Genomic DNA, 20,951 nt, shown 5'->3' on the forward strand with positions numbered 1-20,951 from the left:
TATGCCGGCAGAATTTGTAATTGAGACAAGAGACCTGTCGTATGTTTTTGGGGATCAAAAAGTTTTAGACCAGATTTCGCTGAGGGTTCCTCCAGGCACTATCTACGGATTTCTCGGGCCTAATGGTGCAGGCAAAACAACCACTATTAAGATACTACTTAATTTGCTCCACTCGAAGGAGAAGAATGTTTTCTTGTTTGGACAAGAACTAAACGATCACCGGATCGATGTCTTGTCACGGATTGGATCATTGATTGAACAGCCAGCGATATATTTTCATCTTACAGGACGTGAAAACCTGGTTAACAGGGCAAGATTACTACAACTGACTTCTGCAAGAGTAAATGAAATCCTTGATCTTGTTGAACTTACAGAAAGTGCAGAGAAAAAAGCTGGAAAATACTCTCTTGGGATGAAACAACGGCTGGGCATTGGCCTTGCTTTGCTCCCCGACCCGCCACTTCTTATCCTGGATGAGCCCACGAACGGCCTTGATCCCAACGGAATCATAGAAGTTCGGCACCTGCTTCAAAAACTTGTTAAGGAACAGGGTAAGACTGTATTTATATCCAGCCACCTGCTTTCTGAAGTAGAAAAAATGATAACCCATGTTGGTATCATTAACCACGGGAAATTACTATTTCAGGGAACAATTGAGGAACTTCATGGAGTAAGTAAAAGCCAAATAGTCATTGTCACCGCAGATCTAGTGGAGAGTGCAAATCTATTATTAAGAAACGGCTACCACGCAGAAGTTATTTCCGACACGATCCGCATCCCCTTTACAACCCTCGGTGAAGTTGCAGATGTCACTGCTTTTCTCGTCAGTAACAAACATCAGGTATACAGCATCAGTCAAAGCAGAGAGAATCTGGAAGATCTATTTTTATCTATCACTCAATCATGAAAGGATTTATACTTTCTCTAAAATCTGAGTTTTATAAGACACGTAAAACTCTTGCGTTCTGGTCTGCTATTTTATTTCCCCTTGTTTTATGCTGTCTTATCTCATTCGGTTTTTACTATAATTCGGCAAAAATAATTCCCTTTCCGGCAGAAACCCAATGGTTCAGATTTGTGGGTGCTTTCCTGGGTGTTATGGGAAGTCTGTTGATACCAATGCTGGTTATTTTCCAAACTTTTTCAATCAATAATATCGAGCACAGGTCGGAGATGTGGAAAAGCTTATTTTCTCTTCCCATCTCAAAATGGAGCATTTATTCGGCAAAATATTTTTATGCTCTATTTCTAAATGCCTTGTGTATCAGCTTATTTGCGTCATTCATATTCGCCTCCGGATACATAATGAATTTCTTTGTTCCAGAATTTAAATTCAATCAATACGATATTTCAGGCCTCCTGTTTAAAATGCACCTGAAGTTGTTCCTTGCCTCTACCGGCATTTTATCCATTCAATTCTTGTTTAGCCTGCTATGGGCAGATTTTCTTAAACCAATGGGGATCGGGTTCCTTTTTACGGTTTTTGGTATTATTACGGCTAACCTTGGTTGGAAATATGCATATACCATCCCATTTGCACACCCTATGCTGGCTTTGCAAAATATAATGGGTCAAATAATGGGTCGTGAAGATAAGCAACGCGTCTTCGACCTGATGGATAAGGAGATTTATATTAGCCTGGGAGTAGCGGTTATAACTTTCGTTATTGGGTATTTCGTAATAAATAAAAGAAATATAAAATAGCTAGCGCACTGCTTTCGGAATAATTACAAGGCTCTCATGGCCTTCGGCATCTACAGATTGTACACCAAAAAAATAATTATCCTTTGAGTAATTCAGCTCCAGATTTGTATTTGTTGTAAAAAACTTCCGTTCCCATACCGGACTGCTTGTTTCTCTCATTAAGACATAGTATCCAGCAGGGCTCTCTCCGTTTGGCTTCTCCCATTTCAACATAGTTTTATTGGTTAGCTGGCTGGTAATTACACCAACATTTTCCGGCTCACGAGGGGATAAAGCGAGGTTAGCAAGCGATGCGAGGTTCATTCGGGTGACTTTTTGGGTATATGGATAGTCAACAAAATCTGGCAGGTCGCCATAGTCAATACCATTTTCCTTGCGAACAGTCTGGTGCTGACGTTCAAAATTCTCGTTCATTTCGGTGATCCGCACACCCGGATAACCTGCTTGTGAAAAGGGTGTATGGTCCCCGCCGCGAAGGTACCTGTCGCGACGATAAATAAGTTTCACCTCAAGCTGGTCAACATATCGTTCACCCACTTCTTTGATATAACGAGCAAACTGCCTGGCTCGTCCATCATTTTCAGACCCTGTACTGGTACGTATTGTAGCTTCTGCGGGAGTTTCAACCACCGAAACCCCTTCGCTAAAAATTCTCACACTGTTATTATCTTTCAGACCAGTTTCCATTCCGTAGGTATTACCAACGATATCATTGGTGATCATCCCAGCAACATTCCACCCGGACTCTTTAGCTCGTTTCGCAAGATTTACTGCACCGTATAAGCCTTGCTCTTCGGCGACCATAGCCACAAAAATGATTGTGCAGTTAAATTTGTATTTACTCATTACTCTAGCTAACTCCATAACAGCAGAAGTCCCAGACGCATCATCGTTAGCGCCCGGGGCGTAAATCTTAGAGTCATTCACATCAGATGCACGGGAATCGTAATGACCAGAAACTATAAAAACCCGGTCATCTAATTGATCGGTACCAGGCAAAATCCCAAGGACATTTTTCATTACTGTTGGAACCGGAACTCTTCGGCCATCAGCAGGCTGCGTAAAAACATCAAACTCTGCTTTCAGACGTCCTCCCGATTCTCGCGAGTAACGGGCCATTTCCGATCGGATCCAGTTTCTTGCAGCTCCTATACCTGTCGTTGTGCTCGTTGTGTCACTCAGGCTGTGCCGGGTCTGAAAAGTCACCAGTTTTCTGACATTTGATTCTATATTCTTGTCAGAAACTTCGTCAACCATCTTTTTAATTACTTCGTCCTGTCTGACAATAATCGCCTGCGAAAAGCCACAAAATCCTGAGAAAGAAAATAAAACAAGAAGTAAATATTTCATAAATATTTCGTCAATTGGAGATAAAACCAAATAATATCAAACCTAATGATTTGAAGGATAATTACAATTCGGATGATACATTAAGTTTGTTACCTTCAAAATAAAAATTAAAACCAATTATATATGAAAAAACATTTTCTAATTCTAGTGGCTTTTGGAGCCTTAACTCTCACCGGCTTCGCGCAGCAGGATAACGTTGATCCTGTAATAATGCAAAAAATCCGGAATGAAGGTTTAAACAATTCTCAGGTTATGAAAACGGCATTTTATCTGACAGACGTTTCCGGTCCCAGGCTTTCTAATTCTCCCGGACTTAAGCGAGCACAGGATTGGGCGGTGAATACACTTAAATCATACGGATTAAAAAATGTTAAATTGGAACCATGGGGTAAGTTTGGAAAAGGTTGGCAGGTTGAGAAAAACTACGTAGCTATGATAGCCCCGTACTATCATGCAATTATCGCTACACCAAAAGCGTGGACACCCGGTACGAATGGTGCAGTAAAGTCTGATGTTGTCATAATCGACATCACTAAAATTGATACGATCCTTAAAATGGACCCATTTAAAGGTAAACTGAAAGGCAAGATTGTAATATTTGACTCTCCTGCATCACTAGCTCCCACATTTAGAGCCGATGCAAATCGTTACACAGAAGATGAACTTTCCAAGATTGCGGAACCGCAAACTGCTCAACCAGCAAGGCAAGGTGCCGGCGCAGGCGCAAATGCTAACCAAATGGCCCAGTTACGCAGGGTGCGGGCAATGAGAACTCAAATTGGCGAATTCCTGAAAGCAGAAGGTGCCGGACTTCTCCTCAGTATGGGACGAGGTGCACACGGAACCCTGTTTACCACCAACGGTGCATCGTACGCAGAAGACGCGGCTCCAGTGCTTCCGGAACTAGAAATGTCACCCGAAGATTATCTTCGTATAGTCCGCCTTGTAAAAGCAGGAATCAAAGTGGAACTTGAAGCTGATATTAAAACTCAATTTTTTAATAATGATCTTCAAGGGTATAACGTAATTGCTGAAATTCCTGGAACCGATAAAGATCTAAAAGATGAATTGGTCATGCTTGGCGGGCACCTCGATTCGTGGCATGCAGCAACTGGAGCTACTGATAATGCTGCTGGTTGTGCCGTGATGATGGAAGCAGTGAGAATCATAGCTGCTCAGAACCTTAATCCAAAGAGAACAATCCGTATAGCCCTTTGGTCGTCTGAAGAACAGGGTTTATTTGGCTCAAGGGGTTATGTAGCCAATCATTTCGGCAATCCCCGTACAATGGAACTAAAACCCGAACATGAAAAAGTTTCTGCCTACTATAACCTTGACAACGGAACAGGTAAAATTCGGGGCATTTATTTACAAGGTAATAATGCCGCCGCACCAATTTTTCAAACATGGTTGTCTCCGTTTAAAGATTTAGATGCAACAACCATCACGAGTCGCAACACCGGAGGTACAGATCACCTGGCATTTGATGCGGTTGGAATACCAGGGTTTCAATTTATCCAGGATGGAATTGATTACAATACCAGGACACATCATTCAAATATGGACACTTACGATCGCCTGATTGCAGATGATCTTAAACAATCTGCTACTATCATTGCGGCACTTGTATATAATACCGCTCAGCGGCAAGCGAAGATTCCAAGAAAAGAATTACCGAAAGCACAGGGTACTAACTAATTAATAAAAAAGGGGAAGCTTTTGCTTCCCTTTTTTATTAAAGAATAAATTCCTGGTGCCTATCAGGAATCTCTACATTTTCAAAACCTTTATTCATAACTTTTTCTCGGAAAGCTTCCTGTACATCATATTCCCCATGTATCAAAAAGACTCTCTTCACCTGACTTGCTTCCTGACAGGAAATAAAATTTAAAAGATCCTCGTAATCCCCATGGGCACTCATCGACCGGATTGATCTTATATCCGCCCTCACATCATATTCCTCTCCGAATATATGCACTGTCTTATTTCCGTTAAGCAATTTGCCAGCTAATGATGCTGGTTCACAGTAACCAACCATGAGTATGGTATTTTTTTCATTTCCTACATTGTTTCTAACGTGATGTTTAACGCGACCAGCCTCAGCCATACCTGAAGCGGAAATAATTACGCAGGGCTCTGGATTTGTATTGAGCGCTTTTGATTGTAAAGAGTCCTGTATAAAAGTTAAATTTTTAAAGTGAAAGGGATCTTCATCGGTCTTCATAATTTCATGCACGTCCCTGTTTAACTCATCTGAATGATTTTTCACTACATGAGTAGCTTTTGCGGATAAGGGACTATCGACATAATATTTTACATCGGGTAGAATTCCTTTTTCTTCGAGACCGTTTAACAAGTAGAGTAATTCTTGTGTGCGGCCTACGCTGAATGCCGGGATAACAACTTTCCCTTTCCGAATAACGCATGTTTGGTTGATAATATCTTTCAGAAGCCCTTCGGCTGCTTCTGCATCTTTGTGTAACGTATCCCCGTATGTAGATTCCAGTAAGATATAGTCAGCTTGTGGAAATCGTTGAGGAGCCTTCAAGATTAAGTCATCATATCGACCAACATCCCCGCTAAAGGATATTCTTGTAGTTTTACCATTCTCTTGGATACTAAGATGAACCGCCGCGCTCCCGATTATATGGCCAGCGTCGGTAAAATTAATAGTTACACCATCAGTGATCGGATGATCTGTATTATATTCAACGATCTTAAACTGCCCTATAGCCCGAATCGCGTCATCTTCATCATAAAGTGGCTTGACTAGCTGCTCGCCATTGCGAATGCGATTCTTGTTACTATATTCTGCGTCCTGTTCCTGAATTTTAGCCGAATCCAGCAATAATATTTTCGTAAGCTCCATGGTTGGCGGTGTGCAAAATATTGGACCAGAAAAGCCTTGTGAAACCAACCTGGGAATTAGGCCGCTATGATCAATGTGCGCGTGGCTCAGTACAAGATAGCTGACTTTCGCAGGGTCGAAGCCAAAATGTTCGTTCAATTCATCGGTTTGTTCACCCATTCCCTGGAACATTCCACAGTCAAGAAGTATCTGAATTCCGTTATCTAAAGTAAGAAGATGTTTGCTACCGGTAACATTACGGGCAGCTCCGTGGAAACTTATGCGCATATTTTTTTTTATGAATATAGCAACATATCGGCCAAATTAGACCGAAACTCAAGAAGCAGCAAAATTCCGTAAAAACCGCAAGGGCAATCCAAATGGGTGAAACAAAAAAAGTCCCGCTTTCACGGGACTTTCGTAATTGGAGAGTTTAATTTAATCTAAATCCTTATTGTTGAGTTACCGTATATACGACCGGAATAACGTTCAATCCTGTTGCTTTACCAGCGTACGTACCACCAGCACCGATCAGGTATGAAACGTTGAACTTGTTTGTTGAATTAGCACCGCTCCATGAAGTATTAGTAGCAGTTATCACTGTTGCAGCTGTACCACCCGATGCAGGTAATGTAACTGCTGATCCGTAAGTTATACCTGCAGAGTTTCCTGCGTTAGTTGCACCGATAGCCGGAGTTAACTTTACTGAACCCGGTGCCAATGCTGCCGTACCTGTTACTGTTCCAGCAATTGCCTTAACAACATAACCCCTTGATGAAATTACCGTGATGTGGTCGGTTGCTAAAGATGTGATACCATTGTTATACTTTGCTTCGGTATCGAAGTTTACATCAAGAGCTGCCGGCTGGCTAACTGAGAATGATAATACATCAGATAGTGTGATGTTTGCATTTGCAGTTTGAGCAAATGATTTGTTGCTGATGATTGATATAGTAACGAATGCGATTAAAAGAAATACCTTTTTCATAGTATAGTTATTGTGATTTAAGTTCAGATTAGTCTTGTTTGGACTTATATAGACAAAGCAAAGTCCAAAAGCCGTAAATAGCGTCATCTTGCTTAAAACACAATTTTTGAGAAACTTCGTTTTTACAAGGCCGGGATGTCTTTCCCCGCTTGGGGAAATTTATCCACGAAATGATCTCTTTTCCATTAAAGAATATTATGTACATGATTTCATCGTCAAATCTTTTTTTGTAAAACACAAAAAGCCCGGGCATTTTGAATACCCGGGCTTTCCAAAACTTTTAAGCAAAATCAGACTTCTTCTTCTTTAAATAATTTCGCAGTGAAATAATCTCTGTTCATCCTTGCGATGTTAGTTATTGAAATTTCCTTTGGACACTCCGCCTCGCAAGCACCCGTGTTGGTGCAGCTACCAAATCCTTCGGCATCCATCTGAGCAACCATTGCCTGTACCCTGCGGTAGCGTTCCGGCTGGCCCTGTGGCAGTAATGCCATCTGGGATACTTTCGCTGACACAAATAACATAGCTGATGCATTTTTACAAGCGGCTACACATGCACCACATCCAATACATGTTGCAGAGTTAAACGCCTCATCAGCGATTACTTTCGGAATCGGAATAACATTTGCATCAGGTACTCCTCCGGTATTCACGGAAACAAAGCCTCCGGCAACTTGAATCCGATCAAAAGCTGATCTGTTGGTGGCAAGATCCTTTATAACAGGAAATGCTTCGGCACGCCATGGTTCAATCACAACTGTATCGTTGTTTTTGAAACTGCGCATATGAAGCTGGCAAGTTGCTATACCCTGTTTAGGCCCGTGTGGTCTACCATTAATGTGAAGGGAGCAAGATCCACAAATACCTTCACGACAATCATGGTCAAAGTGAATCGGATCATCACCCTTTTTAACTAGATCCTCATTAACCACATCCAGCATCTCGAGGAATGACATATCCGGGGACACATGGTCAGCTTTATAGGTAACGAAATTACCTTTAGTGTCGGCATTTTTCTGACGCCAAACCTTTAACGTCAAATTCATATTTTCACTCATTTTCTTGAGATTTGAGATGCGAAATACAAGAAGCGAGATCGGAAAAAGTCTCGTTTCTCGCTTCTCGTTTCTAATTATTTATAACTCCGTTGTGATAATTTAACATTTTCAAAAACCAGCTCCTCTTTGTGCAATTGCTCGGGCTGGTTGTCTCCTTTATACTCCCATGCAGCAGCATAAGCATAGTTATCGTCGTCACGTAACGCTTCCCCCTCGTCAGTCTGGCTTTCCAGTCGGAAGTGGCCGCCACATGATTCCTTGCGGTCAAGTGCATCATCGACCATCAACTCTCCCAACTCCAAAAAGTCGGCTATGCGGCCAGCATTCTCCAGGTTTTGATTAAACTCTTCGTTAATGCCGGAAACACGTGCATTTTGCCAGAAGTCTGCCCGAAGTGCCTGAATCAGTCCTTTCGCTTTGATTAATCCCTCTTCAGTTCTGGCCATACCGCAATATTCCCACATAATATGTCCAAGTTCACGATGATACTCGTTTGCCGTCTTGGTACCCTTCAGAGATAATAATTTATTAATTCGTTCAACAACACTTCTTTTGGTTTCCTCAAAAGCCGGATGACTGGTGTCAACTGCTTTAGGACCAATATTCGCCAGATAATCCCCTAAAGTATAAGGAATCACAAAATAACCATCTGCGAGACCCTGCATTAGCGCAGAAGCACCTAAACGGTTAGCACCGTGATCAGAGAAGTTAGCCTCGCCAAGACAATAGAGACCTTTAACCGTTGTTTGTAAGTTATAATCGACCCATAAGCCGCCCATTGTATAGTGAACTGCCGGATAAATCCGCATAGGTTGTTTGTATGGATTTTCGTCGGTGATCTGCTGATACATATCAAACAGGTTACCATATTTTGCGCGAACGGTATCCTCGCCTAAACGGCCAATTGCCTCTGCGAAGTCAAGATATACGGCGATTCCAGAAGCTCCAACACCGCGACCTTCATCAACCATTTCTTTGGCGTTCCTTGATGCTACATCGCGCGGAACAAGATTACCAAATGCAGGATATTTACGCTCCAGGAAGTAATCTCTGTCTTCTTCTTTTAGATCTGTTACTTTCAACTCGCCCCTGCGAAGCTTCTGAGCAAGCTCGACCGTTTTTGGAGCCCAAACCCTACCGTCATTCCGTAATGACTCAGACATTAATGTCAGTTTCGACTGATGATCACCAGTGACAGGAATACAAGTTGGGTGGATCTGGGTGAAACATGGGTTTGCGAAATAAGCCCCACGTTTGTGTGCTTTCCATGCCGCCGTAACATTACAGCCCATAGCGTTGGTAGAAAGGTAGAAAACATTCCCATATCCACCAGTACATAATAATACTGCATGTGCGGCATGAGTCTCAATTGCTCCGTTTATCAGGTCACGGGTTACTATACCTTTAGCTTCACCGTCAACTGTCACTACATCCATCATTTCATGACGAGTGTACATTTTCACTTTACCCAGATTGATTTGACGGTTAAGCGCTGAATAAGCACCCAGTAATAATTGTTGCCCGGTTTGGCCACGTGCATAGAAAGTACGTGATACCTGCGAGCCACCAAATGAACGGTTATCAAGCAAGCCGCCGTATTCTCTTGCGAAAGGAACACCTTGAGCTACACATTGATCAATTATATTTACGGAAACTTCAGCAAGCCTGTAAACATTGCCTTCACGAGCACGGTAATCTCCACCTTTAATTGTATCGTAAAATAGACGATGAACGCTATCACCATCGTTCTGGTAATTCTTTGCAGCATTTATTCCACCCTGCGCAGCTATTGAGTGTGCCCTCCTCGGGCTGTCCTGAAAACAAAATGCTTTTACATTATACCCAAGTTCTGCGAGTGAAGCCGCAGCAGAGGCACCTGCTAGTCCAGTACCAACAACAATTACTGTATACTTACGCTTGTTCGCCGGATTAACCAGTTTGAGGTTAAATTTATGTTTTGACCATTTTTGAGCCAATGGGCCTTCCGGAATTTTAGCATCTAATTTCATCTCAGAAATTTATTTTAATCTGATCGCTCAGAGAATGTAAATCTTATTTAAAAAAGTAAAAGTAAACTGGCATCGCCGCAAACAGCACTGGGATCAGTACTCCAAAAATCCAAACGCCGAAAAATCGTATAATGGGCACATACTTTCTATTATCCCAACCAACGGTTTGAAAAGCACTCCTAAAGCCGTGGATCAAATGGAAAGCTAATGCAGCCATAGAAATAACATAAAGCAGCACATACCAGCCTGTTTTGAATGAATGCGCAACTACTTTATAAAGATCCTTTGATACGATCACCTGCTTTCCAGCCTGGGTGTCAACATAATCGGAATGGACGAGTCTTTTTGCATCCCACGGAAGTTCTGAAACCGTTATATCACTCGGGTCATCCAGACTAATTTCATACTTAGCGTAAGGCAATTCTGCATTATGATATTTCCACCAGAAATTGCTCATGTGGATCACTATGAATACGAGAAGAACCGTTCCCAGAATCCCCATATTGCGGGATGTCCATGGACTATTCTGACTTCCAGCCTGAACTGCATATCCAATTGGTCGTGCCTTCTTGTTGCCCATTGTAATTACCAATGCATAAACAGCATGTATTATAATCGAAGCATACAATAAATAAGATACGACTTTAATGGGCGTGAAATGTGTCATAAAGTATGCGTAAGCATTAAATGCCTGGCCTGCATCATCTTTAAATAACTGAAGATTCCCAACTAAGTGTACGATCAGGAAAGTGCAGAGGAATAAGCCTGTGGCGGCCATTATCAGTTTTTTTCCCAATGAGGATGAGAACGTTTTTGCGAAATTGCTCATTACCTTGTATTATATTTTTTATTCTGGGAGCAAATTTATCATTATATGGTAAAAAACCCGTTGCAACCAAAGTTATACTAGCAAAATTTGTCTATTTAGAATCGATCTAAATTTTAGGATGTAAAGGCTTAAATATCAAAAGCTAATGACTTTATTCCTAACAACTGCAAATACTTTGTCGCCTCTGACATTCTTCACACACACCTTACCCGTGAATTTTCCAAATGCGGGAATGATTGCTTGATATTTTCCAAAATGAAAACACGGCAAAGTAAGAATTTGTCTGCCGCCCCCTTTTAGAGTTACGCCTGGATGGATGTGGCCGCAAATTACATAAGCACCGATGCCTGCAAGGTCCTTCGCCTTTATTGGTTCATGTGAAAACAGAAATGGTCCAAAAGGCAATGATTCATACAGTTCGAAATTCAGGTCAGCATAAAATTTTTTGTTCAAAATGTCATGGTTGCCTAAGACTAAAACCATTTCAATTTTTTTGAACAACGACCGCCACATGACTAGCCAATCCCAGTCATTATTCATATCGCTATGAAAAAGATCTCCAAGAAATATAATTTTCCCTGGTTTATATTCGTGAATAAGATCTGAAATAAGTGCAAGATCATCCTGTTCCATTTGCTTTGGGATACCTATACCCGCCTTCCGGAAATGACCAACCTTACCTAAATGAATATCGGCTATAATCAGCGTTTTTTCTTCTATCCAAAAAATGGCTTTTTCTGGAAGAAGAAGAAGAGTTTGTTCCAGAAAATTAAATGAAAGAGGTTCGGAGATCATCAGCACAAAAATACAAAAGCCTCCCCAAAATTGGGAAGGCTTTCGTATTTCAGTTACTCCAATCTTATCGCCGAATTGGGAATTGATATCTCATTGAGCTACCGTCTGGTGTAAAGCCATTGATGGTAACCATATTGTTCTTGCTCGATGTGATCGCAGTTTCGATATCTTGACTTTTATTGACTGCCTGTCCGTTAACTGTCGTTATAACAGTTCCCTGTGGGACCTCTATCTGGTCAAAATAACCACCTTGTTGGACATTGGTGACGATAACACCAGAAGAAATTCTGTATTTTTTCTTTAGTACATCACTCACAGGGGCAAAGCTAGCACCGAGATTCTTCGTAACAACGCTGGCTGATCTCGCATCATTATTTTTAATAGACTCCTCGCCTTTTAACGTAACGCTTTTTGAATATTCTCTGCCATCACGCAAATAAGTAAGATTTACTTTGTCACCAGGGCCAAGTCGGCCAATACGCTCCTGAAGATCAGACGGATCATAGATCTGTTTGCCTTCAACCTTCGTGATAATATCCCCTTCCTGAAGTCCAGCCTGAGCTGCACCGCCGCCGGATACCACGCCATTTACATAAAGTCCATTAATTTCATTTACTCCAAAGCGCTTTGCCTGTTCAGCATCAAGGCCCGTGAAGTTAACTCCTATGAAACCTCTTCGAACAGATCCAAATGACTTAAAATCATCCAAAACCTTTTTGGCCAGATTGATTGGGATTGCAAATCCATAACCTTCGTAACTACCACTTTGCGAGGCGATAGCCGCGTTCACTCCGATCAATTCACCTCTGGTATTAACAAGTGCGCCTCCGCTGTTACCTCTGTTAATTGCAGCATCGGTCTGAATAAACGACTCAATCGCTGTTCTGGCCTGAGGCTCCCCATTTTCAGATGGTTCGGTATTATCCAGAATACCTATTTGTCGTCCTTTTGCACTTACGATTCCAGCAGTTACAGTTGTGTTTAAAGCAAATGGATAACCTACAGCCAATACCCATTCACCAATACGAACGTCATCAGAATTGCCCAACTTTACAATCGGGTAGCCCGAACCTTCAATTTTAATTAATGCAAGGTCGGTATTAGCATCACGTCCAATAACCTTTGCAACTAACGAACGTTTATCGGGTAAGATCACATCGATTTTGTCCGCCTTTTCAACGACGTGATTATTAGTAACAATATATCCGTCAGGCGAAATGATCACGCCCGAACCAGAACCCATTGCAGGACCTCTCGAGCGACGACCACCCCCGCCAAAGAAATCTTCAAACATATCCTGCATTTGATCACGACCACCGCTACCACCCGGGTTATTATACGTAGTTTTTATATGTACTACCGCCGGAGTAACCGCAGCTGCTGCCTGTGTAAAATCAAGATCTCCTGTTGAAGAATTAATCGCTGGTATGGGGTTATTTGTAAAATGGACCTTCTGCTTTTCTTCAAATGACATCCCGTCCTGATACTTGTTCTCTATCAGCTTATAAGAGCCGACAGCGACTGCCCCCCCGAGACATGCCGCCAAAAATGTAACACCTATCTTCTTCATATTTTTAATTATTATGTTCTTTATATCCTTACACTAGCTTGGTCAAAATTAGTACCACTTAAACGGAGTTCAAACATTTAATGTATCGAAAATGTGTTAAAATATGTTAAATCATCCCATTGTTACAGTGGTGTTTACGCAAGTCTTCCAATACCTTCACCTATCATTCCGAAATTAAAAATATTCATCAAAACAAACTGATCAAAATAAACCAGCATGTAATCGATTCAAACAGGTAAGCAAAAACAGCTATTAATGAAGCTAAATGTTGCCTTCTTATGAATGGTCTTATTGCCGACTGATTTGTGCGGAATAAATTGCACCAAGTTTTCTCCCACAACTTGTAAATAATTTCTAGGTTTTGAAGGGGCCAAAAAGTTAACAAAATGGCGACATAAATATTTTTATAGTGAAGCAACTTTCTGGCAGTTACTCAGAAAAATATGACATAATTTCAGTTTCGCCCTCTCTATGTTGTAGAAGTATTTTAAGGGCAGGTGTAGAGGGACTCCAACGTTACTAAATCATTACACATTCATTCGATTGATATTAATTAATGCCGGTGTGTATGTTGAGATTTTATTTTGATTTGACTGCAATTTAAGCGTGTGTAAAATTCGAATAGTGCCTGAATTCTCAAGAACGACTAATTAATTTCTATTGCTCGAACATTATTCGTCACATTTCTGTAACATTCGAACTTTTCAATCAATTATGGGAGATTTATGGATCACTCACTTGAAAAAGGTCAAAATTCTCTTTAGATTTAGAATTTTTTAATGCTCAACTTGCTTAAAATTTGTCCGAATACCTATGTTAAGAGTTGACAGCACTAAACCTTGTAAAATTGTATACTCCATATGTAGGCATGACTTCCTCGGATTTCTGATTGAGCCGCATATAGTGCAATTAAATCCGGACGGTGGTTTCTCTCTCACATATCAGCGAATTTTTAGTACTACAGCAAGCGAGTTCGATTCAATACTCCAAGATACCGATCATAAGCTGATAAGGCTGCTCGAAGAAACGGAACAGGGACATATCATCAAACGTTTCCATAAAAAAGCAATCCGGCCACTCGAGTATTTTAGTACCATTTTTAACGATAAAATTTATGAAGCGATAAGGCCCAAGATCGAGAAGAGGCTTGTCGACGCATTTAAACTTCTCATTGACAAAGAACTTTACTTAATGAGTAAAGAAGGCTGGCCAGTAGAACGCAAAATAAGTATTGCTGCAGAGCCGGCATCCGTACTGTTCCATTTTCGACGTGGAATGACTGAAACCCGATATTTCCCGACCATAAAATTTCAGGGTATGCGTATCGAATTCATGTTCAAGGATGCTCAAATAATTTGCAATCAACCAGCCTGGCTATTACTTGACGATGTTCTGTATTATTTTGAAGAAGAAGTTGAAGGAAAGAAACTACAACCATTTTTGAACAAACGATTTATCTCCATTCCGAAGTCCTCAGAGAAAACATATTTTGAAAAGTTTGTTGCACCCCTCATTGAAAAACACGCTGTATATGCTGAGGGTTTTGAGATACGGACTGAGAAATTCGATGCCACACCGGTTCTTAAATTATTATATGCTGACAGTGAAAGACCGCAACTACAACTCTATTTTAGATATGGGGATTATATCTTTCCTGCTGGTAGTGACAGACGTATATCCGTAAGGACTGAAAAAAAAGATAACGACTATATTTTTCATCGGATAAAACGTTCGTTGAGCTGGGAAAAGAACAAGCTCAATATTCTTCAGGAGCTTGGACTAAAGTCGACCGGATCCTTGTTCCTGAGCGTATTCACGACAGAACAGGGAAGCATAGAAGAAGATTCCCCATTCAGCATCATCAACTGGTTAAATGAACATCACGATGAGCTTGAAACGAAAGGCTTTACATTTGAGCAAACCGACGGCGGAAAACGCTTTGTAATTGGAAAAAGTAAAATTGACCTTGAAATCAGAGAGAATAACGATTGGTTTGATATCCATGCGGTTGTTCATTTTGGGCCCTATCAAATTCCGTTCATCGATCTCAAGAATCATATATTAAACAAAATCAGAGAATTTAAGCTCCCCTCTGGTGAAATAGCCGTAATTCCGGAGCATTGGTTTGCTCAATACAGTAATCTTCTTCAATTCACTGAAGGCAGCAAGAATCTTAAACTGAAAAAACACCATGTTGGATTGGTGAACGACTTTGCGAATAGCGAACTCGCTTCAGTCAGCATGGACAGGAAGCTGCAAAAGCTTACAGAATTCGAGGAAATTGAAGATTCCGACATTCCGAAATTTTTCAACGGTGTTTTGCGACCCTACCAAAAAGCAGGTTATAACTGGTTTCATTTTTTACGCAAATATAACTTTGGAGGTTGCCTTGCTGACGACATGGGTCTGGGTAAAACGGTTCAAACCCTCGCATTGCTACAAAAGATAAAAGAAGAGAATCAGGAAGAAGGAGTCCACACTACTTCGTTGATTATCATGCCTACCTCACTTGTTTATAATTGGCTGAATGAGGCGAAGAAATTTGCGCCTAAGTTGAAAATTCATCCCCATACGGGAAGTTTTCGCAACAAAGAAGTAGAGTTGTTTTCAAACTACGATGTTGTTATTACTACTTATGGGATAACACGTGTTGATGTTGAACTTTTGAAAACATTATATTTTAACTATATAATTCTGGACGAAAGTCAAAACATAAAGAATCCAGCCTCTAAATCGTTCAAAGCTGTAAAGGCTCTTAAATCAAAACACAAGCTCATCCTGAGCGGCACGCCTGTTGAAAACACGGTTAACGATCTTTGGACACAGATGTCATTCATTAACCCCGGCTTGCTGGGCAACCAGCACTTTTTCTACACTGATTTTGTGGTACCGATCGAGAAGAAAAAGGATGAAGAGAAAGCAGCAAAGCTGCAGGCCCTGATCAAGCCTTTTGTTTTGAGACGCACAAAAGCACAGGTGGCAACTGAGCTCCCAGCCAAGACAGAAAACCTCTTCTACTGCCAGATGAGTGAAGATCAAAAGGAATATTATGAGAAGATAAAATCTGAATACAGGAATGCCCTGATTGCAAATCTGGACGATGGTTCATTCAAAAGATCACAAATCCAGGTTTTGCAGGGTCTCACCAAGTTAAGGCAGATCGCGAACCACCCGCTTATGATCGATGAAGGGTATGAAGGTGATTCGGGCAAATTCGAGAATGTAATCCACACACTTCAAAACGTATTATCGCGCGGCCATAAAGTTCTGGTGTTCTCGCAATTTGTTAAACAGCTTGACATCTACAGAAGATATTTCCAGGATCAGAATATTCCGTTTGCGTATTTGGATGGTGCGACATCAAAAAGGGGTGAGGTTGTCAGAGAATTTCAGGCAAATAAGGATATAAAACTCTTCCTGATCTCTATAAAAGCAGGCGGCGTTGGATTGAATTTAACTGAGGCGGATTACGTATTCATACTCGATCCGTGGTGGAACCCTGCAGTTGAGCAACAGGCTATTGACAGAACCCACCGAATAGGACAGAACAAAAATGTCTTCATCTATAAATTCATCACAAAAGATACCGTCGAAGAAAAAATACTTGCACTGCAGAACCGGAAGCGAAAAGTTGCCGAATCCCTTATAACCACGGAGGAGAGTTTTGTTAAATCGCTTACACCGAAAGATATTGCAGATATCCTTAGCTAGTATATGAGAATCAGCAGTCAGGGCCCGCGGGTAAACGTGCACCAGTAAAACTGATTATTGTTTACTGATTTCCATCCTGACTACCTCGACTTCGGCAGTGTCAATTGATATTTAACGGATATCACGCGTATAAGGATTATTACAAAAACACTCACGAATGAGTTAATATTATCGTCGACCCCCAAAAGCTTCAGCCCAACAAATATTGCCGCCCCCGATAAACAGGCGGTTGCATAAATTTCTTTCTTAAAGATCAGAGGTATTTCATTGATCAGCGTATCCCGGATAACTCCACCCATTACAGCAGAAAACATACCCATAATTATCGCGGCAAGGGGTGCAACACCGTGCTCAAGTGATTTCTGCACCCCAACCACGGTATAAAGAGCAATCCCAATTGTGTCGAACAAAAAAAATGTCCGACGATACTTGATGATATAATATTTGAATGTGATGGCGAATACTACGCCGATAGTAATTGCGATCAGGTAATTACCATCAACAACCCAGGTTGGTCGCACTCCCAGGATCATGTCTCTCAGTGTACCCCCACCAACTGCTGTGACAAAACTTGTGAACGTAACCCCAAAAATATCCTTATACATATTTTTATCTGACGCTGCCAGGGCACCTGACACCGCAAAAACCAATGTTCCTAAAAGATCTATATAATAAGGTAACTGCACTTAGATGTTCTTTAAGGTAATTTAGAAATTTTATTCAAATATGTATGATACTTCTGCCGGCTGATGAGTTCAGCACCAAGACTTTCGAGATGATCTGTGTGCACCTGGCAATCGATCATCATAAAATCTTTATGACGACACAGCCAAATTAGTGCAGCTTTAGAAGCATTGCTAACTTTACTAAACATACTTTCCCCGCAAAAGACATGATTTATGACCACCCCATACAAACCGCCTACAAGTGTGTCATTCTCCCAAACTTCAACAGAATGAGCGTAGCCTAATTTGTGTAAACTATTGTATGCAGTTTTCATTTCTGATGTAATCCAGGTTCCTTTCTCACCCTGACGCCTTACGCTTGCACAGGCTTCAATTACATCATCAAATGATTCATCATACGTTATGTTAAATTTAATGCTTTTCATCACCTTACTCATTGATGAGGAAACCTTTAACTTATCAGGAAATAGTACAAAACGTTCATGAGGCGAATACCAAAGGATCGGGGTTTCTTCAGAATACCATGGGAATATCCCCTGATGATAAGCCAGTACCAGTCGTTCTGGGGAGAGATCACCTCCCACAGCGAGTAATCCGTCGGATTCAGCAAGTTCAGGTTTGGGAAACCAGATCTCCGTTTCAGATAATTGATAAAACATTATACGAGGGCAAGTTTTATTCTCGAGATATCAATAAAAATAAGGTTGAAATCAACAGCAAAGCAGAATAAAGTGCTATTGATCTGCGATGAAAATGATCTTTCGAAAATGCAAAACCTGAATATATTGGTAACCCGAAAAGAAGAACTACCATTGGTAAAGCTAGTATCTCAAAAATCGCTCCTGTAAAGGCGAAATAGTAAACATTTACGGTCTGGCTTAAAAGCCAAAAAAACGACACAAGTCCACTAAATACTAACAGCACTTTATTATCCCTTGAATTTCGAAATGCGCTAGTCATCCGCTATTTGCAGTTCTGCAGAATCATTGATTCGCTAATACCGCTCCCCAGGCGACGAACAGTCTGTGCGTCTTCACACGCTCCCTCTTTGTCCCCTTGTTTTAATTTTCGCTGCGCCTGTTTCAAAAGCCTTTCTACATACTTATCGTCGTAGCCCAACTGTGCTTTCAGCCCTATTATTCTGGCCTCATCAGCTTGATCATATGAGCCTTGCGCTTTTTTATCGTAAAAGTTATAAATGGCGCTATTTAGTCCAAGCCTTGCGTGATAGGTGTTGATTGCTGCGTTGATTTCATCTTTTGAACGTTGCTCGCACTTGAAATCACGAAGGGTAAAATTTACGGGCAAAACCAATGACACCAGCGTATCGTGATCAGCAGGCATAATCCATTTTCCAGATGTGAGGCGAACAATCCTGAGGGCTTCGATATCCAGGTCGACGCCGAAACCTTTTTGAATTTTAGAATCAAAAATCTTTCCCTGTTTATTCAGCTTAAAGCTTACCTGAATAGTTCCCTGAAGACAATTATCCTTCGAGAATTCCGGATAAATTAAATTGTTGTCGATAAAGCTGACAAGGCTTTTCTGGCCACCCTTAAAAACTGGCTGCGTATCCGTTGATTTGAAATCCGATATGATATTAACAAGCGGAAAGAAGCCGCAAAGGAAACTGAGGATTAAGTTCAGGTACATATTCTAATCTAACGAAAAATAAAGGAAACTAATATCCAAACGTATGCTTTAATATGATATCAGGGTCAGGGCAGTTGTGAAGATAAACCTCACGTTCGGAATAACGGCACACTCCAGGATAATCGCCTTCAAAACCATCAAGATCGAATATTAGTTGGAAATGAAGATGGGGAGGCCAGTGACCATTTTCTGATTCACCCCCAAATACAGCAATTTTATCTCCCCGGATAACTGCTGATCCTTTTTCGAGATCTTTAATACTCGCAAGATCAAGGTGACCAAAAAGGGTGTGGAACTTCAGATTTCCGACCTGGTGTTCAAGAATTATCGTTGCACCGTAATCTCCAAAATTATCATTAAAACGAAAGCTGTGAATCTTTCCTGCCAAAGGTGAAAACACCGGTGTGCCTTCAGGCCCCCATATATCTATGCCCAGATGAAGACGACGAGGTTCCTCATTCATATCGAACAAATTACTTCGTGCGTATATAGTACGATGCTCGTTATAACCACCGACACCGTACCGGCAGTCCTCCTTCTCTAGCTTCTGCCTAACCCATTGCGAGAATACTTTTGTATCTCCGAGTATAGCAGGATCCAATTCTGTGTTTGATGCAGTAAAGTCGAAAGGATATAATTTATCTGATGAAATATCAAACGGAACAACGGATGCTATCTGGCCCGCATTTTCTTCAAGATATTGTTTCAGCCTGGCTGATTTTTCAGCACTCATGCGAATAAATAAAAGTAGTTGTATACATAGTGGGAGAGAGCACCGGCGACCACGAAAAGATGCCAGATCTCATGACTATGCAAAATCTTTCCCATTGGTTTGTCTTTATAATAGAAAAATGTTCCGGCGACGTAAAACAAACCACCAAGCAACATCCATACAATAGCCCGGAACGGAAGTTTTAAGGCCATCTCGTTGAGAAGTGGTACAATTAGCGCACCCATTGCGATGTAAATGGTTAATGATAGAACGGTGTTTTTTAAACGATTGAAGATCTTCAGCAGGCATCCTGCAAGGGCGATCGTCCATATTATGATAAAAAGTGACCATCGAATATAGCCATCAAATACCAGTAGGGCTGTAGGAGTATATGATCCGGCGATCATGAGATAAATGCAGCAATGATCAAATTTCTGCCAAAAACGGATCTCCTTTTCTGTGACAGGATAACTGTGATAGGTGGAACTTATCCCGAAAAGTACAATAGTACAAATTCCATAAATCCATGCAGCGGTAAATTCTGCCTGAGTATCGGCACGTATCAATAATAAAATTGTACCCGGAATTGCCAGTATTGCCGGGACTACATGTGTATAAAAATTGATCGGCTCACGGATTGTCCTCATTTTTATTCTTCCTGCTCCGGCTGACGAGGCTCCTTGCTAATCTTATCAAAAATCTTATCCATACGCTCAACGTATTCGCTGGTATCATCTACGAAAAACTCAAGCTGAGGAACAATCCTTGCCTGATCTTTTATCCGGCTACCAAGTTTATAACGGATCTCCCCAGCGTGGGCCTTGATTGTATTGAGAGCCAGGGAATTATTTGAGCTATTAAAAAAGCTCAGATAAATACGCGCTATAGCCAGATCTGAGGTAACTCTTACCTTAGTTATAGTAACCATGATATTAGGAAGCAAATTTGATCCTTCACGTTGAAATATCTCAGCCAGGTCTTTCTGGATTACTCCTGCAAACTTTTGTTGACGTTTAGATTCCATAATTAATTCGGCTA

The 20,951-nt window shown here is 41.1% G+C and carries 18 protein-coding genes; 4 read left to right on the plus strand and 14 right to left on the minus strand.

Annotated features, from left to right (window positions below; genetic code table 11):
• Position 1 precedes the first annotated feature (1 nt).
• Entirely contained in the window at positions 2-907 is a 906-nt protein-coding gene (locus B5X60_RS10920; RefSeq protein ID WP_079702724.1) for an ATP-binding cassette domain-containing protein, read from the plus strand.
• The gene (locus B5X60_RS10925; RefSeq protein ID WP_245803509.1) at positions 904-1,704 is read left to right on the plus strand and encodes an ABC transporter permease; all 801 of its coding nucleotides are present in this window, start codon (positions 904-906) and stop codon (positions 1,702-1,704) included. The genes B5X60_RS10920 and B5X60_RS10925 overlap by 4 nt, the downstream gene beginning before the upstream one ends.
• Here B5X60_RS10925 and B5X60_RS10930 read toward each other — a convergent pair whose 3' ends face one another.
• A complete protein-coding gene (locus B5X60_RS10930) occupies positions 1,705-3,054 on the minus strand; it encodes a M20/M25/M40 family metallo-hydrolase (RefSeq protein ID WP_079702726.1) in 1,350 nt (449 codons plus the stop codon).
• Between the two features lie 123 nt (positions 3,055-3,177).
• On the opposite strand from B5X60_RS10930, the gene B5X60_RS10935 reads away from it, so the two are divergent.
• The gene (locus B5X60_RS10935; RefSeq protein ID WP_079702727.1) at positions 3,178-4,752 is read left to right on the plus strand and encodes a M28 family metallopeptidase; all 1,575 of its coding nucleotides are present in this window, start codon (positions 3,178-3,180) and stop codon (positions 4,750-4,752) included.
• Positions 4,753-4,789: 37 nt separating this feature from the next.
• Here B5X60_RS10935 and B5X60_RS10940 read toward each other — a convergent pair whose 3' ends face one another.
• From B5X60_RS10940 to B5X60_RS10975, 7 genes are all read right to left on the minus strand, one after another.
• The gene (locus B5X60_RS10940) at positions 4,790-6,190 is read right to left on the minus strand and encodes an MBL fold metallo-hydrolase RNA specificity domain-containing protein (RefSeq protein ID WP_079702728.1); all 1,401 of its coding nucleotides are present in this window, start codon (positions 6,188-6,190) and stop codon (positions 4,790-4,792) included.
• Between the two features lie 163 nt (positions 6,191-6,353).
• Positions 6,354-6,890: a hypothetical protein gene (locus B5X60_RS10945; RefSeq protein ID WP_079702729.1), complete on the minus strand. Its 537-nt coding sequence runs from the start codon at positions 6,888-6,890 to the stop codon at positions 6,354-6,356.
• A 290-nt stretch (positions 6,891-7,180) separates the two neighbouring features.
• On the minus strand, positions 7,181-7,948 hold the full coding sequence (locus B5X60_RS10955) for a succinate dehydrogenase/fumarate reductase iron-sulfur subunit (RefSeq protein ID WP_079702731.1): 768 nt from the start codon (positions 7,946-7,948) through the stop codon (positions 7,181-7,183).
• A 74-nt stretch (positions 7,949-8,022) separates the two neighbouring features.
• The gene (locus tag B5X60_RS10960) at positions 8,023-9,957 is read right to left on the minus strand and encodes a fumarate reductase/succinate dehydrogenase flavoprotein subunit (protein ID WP_079702732.1); all 1,935 of its coding nucleotides are present in this window, start codon (positions 9,955-9,957) and stop codon (positions 8,023-8,025) included.
• A 43-nt stretch (positions 9,958-10,000) separates the two neighbouring features.
• Complete coding sequence (locus B5X60_RS10965) at positions 10,001-10,786, minus strand: succinate dehydrogenase cytochrome b subunit (RefSeq protein WP_079702733.1); 786 nt, start codon at positions 10,784-10,786, stop codon at positions 10,001-10,003.
• A 135-nt stretch (positions 10,787-10,921) separates the two neighbouring features.
• Positions 10,922-11,581: a ligase-associated DNA damage response endonuclease PdeM gene (gene pdeM, locus B5X60_RS10970; protein ID WP_079702734.1), complete on the minus strand. Its 660-nt coding sequence runs from the start codon at positions 11,579-11,581 to the stop codon at positions 10,922-10,924.
• 64 nt (positions 11,582-11,645) lie between these two features.
• Entirely contained in the window at positions 11,646-13,151 is a 1,506-nt protein-coding gene (locus B5X60_RS10975) for a Do family serine endopeptidase (RefSeq protein WP_079702735.1), read from the minus strand.
• 813 nt (positions 13,152-13,964) lie between these two features.
• Between B5X60_RS10975 and B5X60_RS10980 the strand changes: the two genes are divergently transcribed.
• Positions 13,965-16,862 (plus strand): DEAD/DEAH box helicase, encoded by a 2,898-nt coding sequence (locus B5X60_RS10980; protein ID WP_079702736.1) that lies wholly within the window; start codon positions 13,965-13,967, stop codon positions 16,860-16,862.
• An 80-nt stretch (positions 16,863-16,942) separates the two neighbouring features.
• Here the strand turns inward: B5X60_RS10980 and B5X60_RS10985 are convergent, their stop codons facing one another.
• The 6 genes from B5X60_RS10985 to rbfA form a co-directional block, all read right to left on the minus strand.
• Positions 16,943-17,548, minus strand: coding sequence for a trimeric intracellular cation channel family protein (locus tag B5X60_RS10985; protein WP_079702737.1), 606 nt, complete (start codon positions 17,546-17,548; stop codon positions 16,943-16,945).
• A gap of 11 nt (positions 17,549-17,559) precedes the next feature.
• Positions 17,560-18,207: a leucyl/phenylalanyl-tRNA--protein transferase gene (gene aat, locus B5X60_RS10990; protein WP_079702738.1), complete on the minus strand. Its 648-nt coding sequence runs from the start codon at positions 18,205-18,207 to the stop codon at positions 17,560-17,562.
• Positions 18,208-18,511: 304 nt separating this feature from the next.
• The gene (locus B5X60_RS10995) at positions 18,512-19,201 is read right to left on the minus strand and encodes an energy transducer TonB family protein (RefSeq protein WP_079702739.1); all 690 of its coding nucleotides are present in this window, start codon (positions 19,199-19,201) and stop codon (positions 18,512-18,514) included.
• 28 nt (positions 19,202-19,229) lie between these two features.
• Positions 19,230-19,934 carry a peptidoglycan DD-metalloendopeptidase family protein gene (locus B5X60_RS11000; protein WP_079702740.1) on the minus strand — a complete coding sequence of 235 codons (705 nt, stop codon included), beginning with the start codon at positions 19,932-19,934 and terminating at the stop codon, positions 19,230-19,232.
• Positions 19,931-20,560: a PAQR family membrane homeostasis protein TrhA gene (gene trhA / locus B5X60_RS11005; RefSeq protein ID WP_079702741.1), complete on the minus strand. Its 630-nt coding sequence runs from the start codon at positions 20,558-20,560 to the stop codon at positions 19,931-19,933. The genes B5X60_RS11000 and trhA overlap by 4 nt, the downstream gene beginning before the upstream one ends.
• Positions 20,561-20,562: 2 nt before the next feature.
• Positions 20,563-20,937 (minus strand): 30S ribosome-binding factor RbfA, encoded by a 375-nt coding sequence (gene rbfA / locus B5X60_RS11010; protein WP_079702742.1) that lies wholly within the window; start codon positions 20,935-20,937, stop codon positions 20,563-20,565.
• Between the last annotated feature and the right edge of the window lie 14 nt (positions 20,938-20,951).

Origin of the sequence: Daejeonella lutea, assembly GCF_900168015.1 — a bacterium.
GTDB lineage: Bacteria > Bacteroidota > Bacteroidia > Sphingobacteriales > Sphingobacteriaceae > Daejeonella > Daejeonella lutea.